The organism is Helicobacter sp. MIT 14-3879, assembly GCF_003364125.1.
In genome coordinates this window covers 1-8,262 of the sequence record NZ_NXLP01000051.1, presented here as the reverse complement: position 1 = coordinate 8,262, position 8,262 = coordinate 1, and the positions used below count along the sequence as shown (strand labels likewise).

The 8,262-nt window shown below is 30.5% G+C and carries 9 protein-coding genes; 1 reads left to right on the top strand and 8 read right to left on the bottom strand.

From position 1 onward, the window contains the following. Nucleotides 1-159: 159 nt before the first annotated feature. Nucleotides 160-321 (bottom strand): hypothetical protein, encoded by a 162-nt coding sequence (locus CQA44_RS12670; RefSeq protein ID WP_181881873.1) that lies wholly within the window; start codon nt 319-321, stop codon nt 160-162. Nucleotides 322-323: 2 nt separating this feature from the next. Continuing rightward, nucleotides 324-794: a hypothetical protein gene (locus tag CQA44_RS13300; RefSeq protein WP_258865007.1), complete on the bottom strand. Its 471-nt coding sequence runs from the start codon at nt 792-794 to the stop codon at nt 324-326. Nucleotides 795-906: 112 nt separating this feature from the next. Here CQA44_RS13300 and CQA44_RS12665 point away from each other — a divergent pair, with 112 nt between their 5' ends. Next, nucleotides 907-1,053: a hypothetical protein gene (locus CQA44_RS12665; RefSeq protein ID WP_181881872.1), complete on the top strand. Its 147-nt coding sequence runs from the start codon at nt 907-909 to the stop codon at nt 1,051-1,053. A gap of 190 nt (nt 1,054-1,243) precedes the next feature. Here the strand turns inward: CQA44_RS12665 and CQA44_RS10365 are convergent, their stop codons facing one another. The 6 genes from CQA44_RS10365 to CQA44_RS10350 are packed head-to-tail and all read right to left on the bottom strand — an operon-like array spanning nt 1,244 to nt 8,053. Further along, the gene (locus CQA44_RS10365; RefSeq protein ID WP_115547167.1) at nt 1,244-1,711 is read right to left on the bottom strand and encodes a DUF6792 domain-containing protein; all 468 of its coding nucleotides are present in this window, start codon (nt 1,709-1,711) and stop codon (nt 1,244-1,246) included. Nucleotides 1,712-1,723: 12 nt separating this feature from the next. After that, nucleotides 1,724-3,229: a hypothetical protein gene (locus tag CQA44_RS10360; protein ID WP_115547166.1), complete on the bottom strand. Its 1,506-nt coding sequence runs from the start codon at nt 3,227-3,229 to the stop codon at nt 1,724-1,726. A gap of 17 nt (nt 3,230-3,246) precedes the next feature. After that, nucleotides 3,247-6,858, bottom strand: a complete 3,612-nt coding sequence (locus CQA44_RS10355; protein ID WP_115547165.1) for a hypothetical protein — start codon at nt 6,856-6,858, stop codon at nt 3,247-3,249. Then, nucleotides 6,848-7,009, bottom strand: coding sequence for a hypothetical protein (locus tag CQA44_RS12660; protein WP_181881871.1), 162 nt, complete (start codon nt 7,007-7,009; stop codon nt 6,848-6,850). Before CQA44_RS12660 ends, CQA44_RS10355 begins: the two co-directional genes overlap by 11 nt. A 26-nt stretch (nt 7,010-7,035) precedes the next feature. Continuing rightward, a complete protein-coding gene (locus CQA44_RS12655) occupies nt 7,036-7,200 on the bottom strand; it encodes a hypothetical protein (RefSeq protein WP_181881870.1) in 165 nt (54 codons plus the stop codon). A gap of 40 nt (nt 7,201-7,240) precedes the next feature. Continuing rightward, nucleotides 7,241-8,053 carry a toxin-antitoxin system YwqK family antitoxin gene (locus CQA44_RS10350; RefSeq protein ID WP_115547164.1) on the bottom strand — a complete coding sequence of 271 codons (813 nt, stop codon included), beginning with the start codon at nt 8,051-8,053 and terminating at the stop codon, nt 7,241-7,243. Nucleotides 8,054-8,262: the final 209 nt, after the last annotated feature.

The following is an 8,262-nucleotide window of genomic DNA, read 5'->3' as shown; positions in this document are numbered from 1 at the left end:
TAACCACAGGAATAAGAAGTATGCAAAAGCAAAATAAGAAAAAATCAGTTAATGTTGGATTTAATCTTATTACAGAATCATTCATCTTATATTACTCTTATTACTCTTTTATTTTTATATATTTTATTTAATTATTTTTTATCTTTTCTATTATTAGATTTATATCTTGTATTTCCTTCTAAACTCATCTAATCTTTCTTTATCTTTATTCCACCAACCTTCAGGCTTGTAATCTTTATTTGCTAAATGAAAGTATCCATAAGAAGCCCAAGCTAATTCTGCATTTTCTTTAAGTTTATTAATTATCTCTTTGTTTGTCATCTTTATCTCCTATTATATTTTCCTTTAGGAAAACAATATAATTTTTTTACAGAAACCCAAAATCTTCCATCTGTTGATATATTCCAATTTACACCATCTATACGATGTGTATTCCAAGTTAAATCTAAAATCATTTCATCAATATTATTTCTATCTATTTTATGTTTAAAAAATACTTTAATTGTATCATCAAATTTTTTATATTTTAAAGGAATAGGAACATAGTAAGAATATAGGGGTGTATTTCTATTATAGAAGTCTTTATCTCTAAAATTAAGATAATAGAATTCAAGGGCTTGCTGCGTCATTGCTTTCTCCTTATTCAATTCCTCCCAATCCAAAGTATCCAAACTTAAATCAAAATAACTTAATATCTTATTATACTTCTCTTTATTATTAGGTAATTCATTTAACTCACACATTCTTTTAAACTCCCAATAACTAGGTTGTAAAGAATAAGGAGTATAATACAAGGGAATACCTATGAGATAAATAAGATAGAGAATACAAGAAAGATAAATACTATATAAGATTCTTTTAGACTTAGTAGAACCTTTTCTAAAGATTATTAATAAAAAAGTATAAATGATTTTAGAAATCTTAACAATAAGGAATGGTAATAGTAAAATAAAAAGAACAATCAAGCCAAAAGTAATAAATCCTATTGATTCTATAATGAGTAATGTAAAAGGAAATACAATAAGAAATAGGGTAAATGAGATAACAATTTAAATTTTATTCCTTTATTTTTTATTTAGTTAATTTATATTCTCATTTTTTTAAATCTATTATATTTTATATTTAATTTTATCTTTAAGATTCCTTAACATTATTTAATTATTATTTTTTTATTTCTTTACTTTGTTTAATTTATTACTTTCTTTATTTCTACTAATAAAATTGTGTTTTAAACCAAATTAGATTATTTATTATTATCTAATTTTTCATTATTTAATATACAAAAGCTTTGAGCTAAATGTCCTCCTAGTGAGTGTCCTACTACATTAATTTTAAAAGAATTATCTCTTATATCTTTTTGTATTTCTTTTAAGACTTCATTTTTAAATTTAACTAAAGAGATGATTTGAGGGATACCAACTCCTATTGTTATAAAGCCATCAGTTAAAAGCATATCTTTAAAAAATTCTTTTCCACTTGTTTCTGTGCCTCTAAAAGCTAAGATATAAGTATCATCTTTATCTTTAGCTTGAGTATCTTTAAAGAGAGTATGAGAATATCCACTTATAGTAGTATTGGATTGATGATGGAGGAGTTTAAAGCGAGAAGTAAAGAATTTAGTGCGAGGAGAGAGGTGGTGGATAGTATTTTTATCTTGTTGTTTATCTTGTTCTTTACTTTGTTCTTGTTTTTCTTTATAATCTCGTGTCATCTCTCCTCTTTTTTATTTTCTCTCATACTTGTATTTTTTCCAATACTCTTCCAAGCCCTTATTAAAATCAATCTCTAAATCTAGCACTTCTTTAGGAAAGACATAAGGGCGAGCAGAAGGAAGCCCATAAGGGAGATTAGAATAGCGGAGATAGGTGATATAGCCATTATAATACTCTAAAGGGTTTTTAGCATTTTTATAAGTCCTAAAATTTTGCACAATAATTGCCCACATCATTAAATAATATTCCTTAATGCTCTTTAGTGTAGAGCCTTTTGTTCTAGGGTCTTTGATATAGCCATATTTTACAGCCCAGCCTATTCCCATCCATCGCTCACCCTCATCGGTTTCATTAAGGACTGAACCAATAGCGCAATTATCTATAAATGAAGTTAAATCTATCACTTCATCAGGGGGAAACTTCTCATCAAAGTAAGGGTCAAGCCCATTGATTAATCCCTTTTGTGTAGCAGATTTTTGAGCATAAGCTCGGAATTGTTCAACTTTAAGAGGGGAGCGAGGAAAGTCTCCAGCAGTGAGCCTATAATTTTCCTCAAGCCTACTGATTGCACCATTATTTCCAAGTGCGATAGCACAACGCAAACAAGCTTGGAACATTATAATAGAATACCAACCCACTTCATTGAATCCCAAATTATTTGGTGAATAATTACTTGCTGCTTTATAAAACGCCAAAGGACTTTGATACTTAATCGCTGCGGCTAACCATAGCTCTGCAGTAACCCGCTTATTTTTAAATCCTTTTTTCTGTGTCTCCTCATCAATGGCTTCCCACACCACACATTCTAGTGCATAGCTATAACAATCTCTAGCCTCTTCCTCATTGAGTTTTAAGTAACTCGAAGCATAGGATTGCCGCCCATATTCACACCATTTGTAGAGCTGATAATACATATAGGCATTTTCTGGAATCTTCTCATACAATAAATCTTTAGTTATTTTAGTGCATTCTTCAATTTCTCCTTCTTCTCTATATTCTGCAAATTGACCTTTTTTAAAGAGTAGCTTTGCTAATTCTACTCCTGCTTTTGAATATTGCTCTTTATAGGCAACTCTTAAATTATGAAAAATCTCTTTTTGAATCTTAGAATCTAGGGAATTAAAGTCTGTTTCTCTGTGAGCATCTAAAAGGCTTTTAGCTTTTTGATAAGCTCTTTTGGCAGCATCACTAATTCTCTCACTATATTTATAAGGCTCATAATCCACGTTCACATAAGGTAAAAGCACTGATTTAAGCTCACTCTTTCGCACAATCATTTTTCTTTGTTCTTTATAACTTAGCTTTACAAAGGCTTCTTTTTCTTCCTTACTCCATTTTATGCCACTGCCATTAGGGTGGGGTTTATAGGATTTGAGGGTTTGGAGAATGAAATGCTTTTGCCACTCTATAAAATCAGTATCCTCTGGCAGATTAAATTCTGCTGCTACTTTCTCTCGAATTTCGCTTAACTTATGCCAAAACGGAAGTTCTTTTGATTTAAATATCGCACCTTTCATTCTCGCCCCCTATTATTTTAATCCACAATATCAATCATAGTAGGGATATAGTCTTCATTATAGATAAGATTGCCACAGAGATACTTATCAGGACTCTTATCTGCTTTTTCTGCACCATCGTCATATGTAGTTTCGTTGTCGTTTTGACTATTCTCTTCTACAGATATTAATCCTCTATACATTCCATAATTATACTCCGCAACTCTTTTAAGCTGAATAAGAAAATCGTGATTAAACTTTATGCCCCCTTTGGCATTGCCCTCTACTTCTATGAAGTTTTCATCGCTATTATCAAGCTCTTTTGCCTTTTTAAGTTTCACTCTGATAAATTTATCGCTTGTGAGATTCTCCAATGTGTAATAGCTAGGTTTAGTTTGTAGCTCCTCTCTTAAATAGGATTCTAACTCTTGATTTTCTCCCATATCTAAATAAAACCATAGCTTCGCATAGGCTTCTTTGACGACACTCTTCCCTCTTTCTCCTATCCCTATTAGATTTACTTTGTTATTCATAAAATGCCTTAATGTCTCTTTGAGCGATTTTAAGGAATTTTGAGAATCTTGATTAAAGAGAGCAATGCTTGGCGTATGCACAAAAAGCCCACTATTTAGAGCAGAGCCTCCTATGATAAGGGCTTTTAAATCTGCATTAATGAGTGTTTGAGTAATTTCTATGGGAAAGGTTAGGTATTCACTACCTTGCTTACAAGTCGCATAAGGGGTGTTGGTGTGGCGATTGAGAGCAAAGGTAAGCGCAATGGCTTGTTGTTTCATATCCTTAACACTGCCTATTTGCACGGGAAATATTTCATCTAAAATAATATTGCACATATAAGAAATCGTAGAATTTGCAATCACAGGGAGCCAAGAAAGCCCTTTGGGTAAATCAACAGAGTGCAAATTAAAGTGTTTTTTGTCTAATTCTTCTGCTATGTTTGAGGTAATGTCTTTTATTTTCTCTTTTGTAGAATCCTCAAATATCATAGCACTTACAATGCCATATTTATCAATCTTTTTTAATCTATCTTTTAACTCATCTTTTAATATTTTTTGACCAGAATCTATGGAGATTTCATAAATAGCTTTGAAAACTCCTTCTTTGGCATCACAAAGGAGCAATCTTTCAAACTCTTTATCATTGAGATTGCTTAAAGCACAGAAACTAATGATAAACTCATAACACGCTAGCAAATTATCTATAACGCTCCTTGCAGATTGATGAGGCTTACTTGTTGCATTAATCTCACAGATAATCAGCCTACAAAACAAAAATCTCTCCCTCTCCTCTAAGCAATTCAAAAAAGATCGATTGAGTGGCAGAAGAGGGATAACATACTCTATTGTTATTTGATAATACGCATTTTGATTACTTGTTTGCAGCTCTTCTTCGGCTTTAGATTGCTCTTTTTTAATCTTATCTTGGGCATTTTGCAATAGAGATTCTAAATCCTCCTCATTAGCATTTATCTTTTTGTTAAAATACTTATCTAATAGTGCGATACAAAGCTTTTCTGTTTCTTTTGCCTGATAAAAGATATTATTGGGTGTTGTTTGTTTATCTATCTCATTTGTAAAAGTTTCTGTTTTAAAGAATCTTTCTAATATTTCTCTTTGCTTATTGTATTCTACTTCAAGTTCTTTTTGATAATCTTTGAATCTTGCGACCTCATAAGCATTAAAATGCGAAAAGAGTTTAGAAACATCTAGGATAATCGCTATCATCTCTTGAAATATCTTTTGTATGTCTGCTTTTGCTTTTGATAATGCCTGTTGATCATTTCCATACCAATAAAGCCTTAAAAGTGAGTTATTCATATATTCATCAAGCATTTTTGCATGTTTTTTTGTGATGAATATCTGACATAAATCATAAACAAAATTACAAAAATCTTTTTCATTCATAGCACATAATTTTTTATCATTAAGAGAATAAGACAAGATAGAATTCCCTTGATATTTAACTTCTCCAGCATTATACTCTTTGATTAGCTTGCCAAGATTTTGTGTTAGATAATGGGTTTGTTGTGTTTGATTATGATAAGCATAGTTTTCTAGCTTTTTAAATAAATCTGTGAGATTATCAATCAATGTTCTTACAAAGATTGCTTTTTTTACCCTATACATCGCTGATAGAAACAACACATTTTTCTTTGTATTCCCATTATCAAAAATTTTATCTTTGATGTGTTGTTGTGTCTGATATTCAGGCAATCCATTATGAAGACAATTTGTAAGAAAAAGAGCAGTTTTATTCATTCTTGGTTTATTTTGCTGTTTGCTTGGTGTAAAGCTTTGTAGTAGCATATCATTTGCTAATATAGAACTAAAGCTAGAGGATTTGACAAACAAAAAGCTATCAAACTTCAAAAACATACTTTGCAAATGTTGAAAAGCTGAAGAGTGTAAAAGATTATTTTCTTTATCTTTCTTGTATATCTTATATAAATGCTCGAAACTAAAGGTTGAGAATTGAGTATTTTTTTTTACATTTATATAAATAGAATCATCATCTTTATTATTTTTTTCAAAAATATTTTCAATATAGGCTTGATTTGGTTCTTTTTCACTATTTAAAGACAGGGTAACCTTATAAGATATATCCTCAAAATTTGAAACATTATTTTTTAAAAATGGATATAAAAAGGTGGAGTTAAATTTTACATCATTAGGATACAAATAATAGATAAAAAGATTGTCTTTTTGTGTTGTAATAAGATTACCAGCTCCAATATGCCCAAAATTCAAAAGACTTACTAAAGGATAATCCAAACGCTCATAAATACTTAGTATCGCTCCATAAACCCTATAAGCTGCTTCAATCTTTTGGTTGTTCTTATGTTTAGTAGAGAAAAAGTCATAAATCTCCCACAAAAGGTAAATGAGTGAGAAAGTAATACCAAAAGGTCCCGATACAGGCAAAAAAACCTTAAGAAATCGCTTTGCCATACTTGTGCCAAATTTATGGATTAAAATATGTGCTAAGGCTGGCAAGTATGTTGTGCCGATAATTTGTGCGGTTAAATTAATCATATCTTTATTAAATCTATTTTCAAAATCCTTTTGAGCTTCCTTTGCATCTTTGTCTAATGATTTACAAATTTCATCTAAAGCCTCCTTTGCCTTAGTGAATGCTTCTTGGGTATTGGAGAAATTATAATCTTTAATATCACTGAATATCATATTATCTTTTTTATAAGAATTGAGATTGCTTTTTATCTGATTTAATTTTTTTTCAATCTCTTCAGCACCCTTACTTTCATCACTTAATAATGAAATAAGATTTATCATTATCATACTTAAATCTAAAACTTCTTTTGCATCGTTTGAAGTTTGTGTAGAAATTTTGTAAGAACTATTTTTTTGAATCTCTTTTTCATTCTGCTCTAAGATAATATTATCTGTCTTATCTAGTGTGAAAATTTCTAAGTTTGATTCCTCTTGAGTATTATTCAAGCGGCAAATTTGCAAGGCTAATTGCAAATCTACAACCTGCATTTTTGTAACATTTTGTAAGTAATATTGAGCATCTTCTTGCAAATTGAGTTTCTCAAGATGAATATTGGCACTATACCCTATATGTTTAGGAGAAATAAACTTGGATTGAACTTCAATTATATCTTTATGTTTCATTTTCGCCTCCTTTAGCACTATGCTCATCTGTTATTTTTTCAAAATAATCATCAAATATCATTAGAACAACTGCAATAGAGGCTGTTCCAAAAATAATAGCTAAGCCAATGAAAAAATCAATCTTTAAAGTAAGTTTCAAAACAACCGCCACAATAAATCCCACACAAAGTGCAATATTTATGTTTTTTTAGGAGGTCTTTTTACTTTATATTTTGTGCTACATTTTGGGCATTGCACAATAGGTTGCCAATCATCATAAATGTTCTCTTCGGGATTTGCAAGATTTCCCATTAGCTTATTAATCCTCTCTCCACACTCACATTGATGATAAAACGACAACATTGCCCACTCCTTATATCATCTCTTATTACACACAAAGTGCTTATCTATTTGGCGGAAGAAGCCTCCCTTGTTCATCATACTCTTTTACCACACCATCTAGCCTACCACCTAATTCGTATGAAGCTTCACTTTTAAGCTGTCCATTTTCATAATACTCTTTCACAACACCATAGAAATAATCACTTTTGTGTGGAGCCTCTCTTTTAAGCTGTCCATTTTCATAATACTTTTTCTCCACACCATTTGCGTTATTATTTTTGTATGGAATTTCTATTTTAAGCTGTCCATTTTCATAATACTCTTTTAAAATACCATTGAATTTACCAAATTCAAATGGAGCCTCTCTTTTAAGCTGTCCAGATTCATAATACTCTTTCTCCACACCATTCTTCTTGCCAAATTCAAATGGAGCTTCACTTTTAAGCTGTCCAGATTCATAATACTCTTTCTTCACACCATTTAATTTATCATCTTTGTATGGAGCTTCACTTATAAGCTGTCCCGATTTATAATACCATTTCCAAGCACCATTGAGTTTATCATTTTCGTATTGAGCTTCACTTTTAAGCTGTCCAGATTCATAATACCATTTTAAAATACCATTTGTTTTATTATCTTTGAGTGGGACTTCTCTTTTAAGCTGTCCATTTTCATAATACTCTTTCATAACACCATTTATCTTACCATTTTCGTATGGAGCTTCACTTTCAAGCTTACCATTTTCATAATACTCTTTCTTCACACAACCGCTAAACCTATCTTTATAATTCTCACACTCCATCAATGGCTTTGCATGTCCTACACACAAACATATTGATAACAGCATAGCAGAATTTACTATTTTCCTTAACATTTCTTCATCTCCTTATGCAAGTTCCTTTAAAAAATACCTTTTAAGTTTATTAACCAAATATTATAACTTAACATCTATAAAATTTCCTAATTCTTTATTCCTATCTTACCTCCATTCTTACTTTCTCCATTCCACTAGGAGATAAAAGTATTGAACCTTGAATATTAAGAGTAGTTATAGTATTAGAATCATTATTAGTATTATCTATA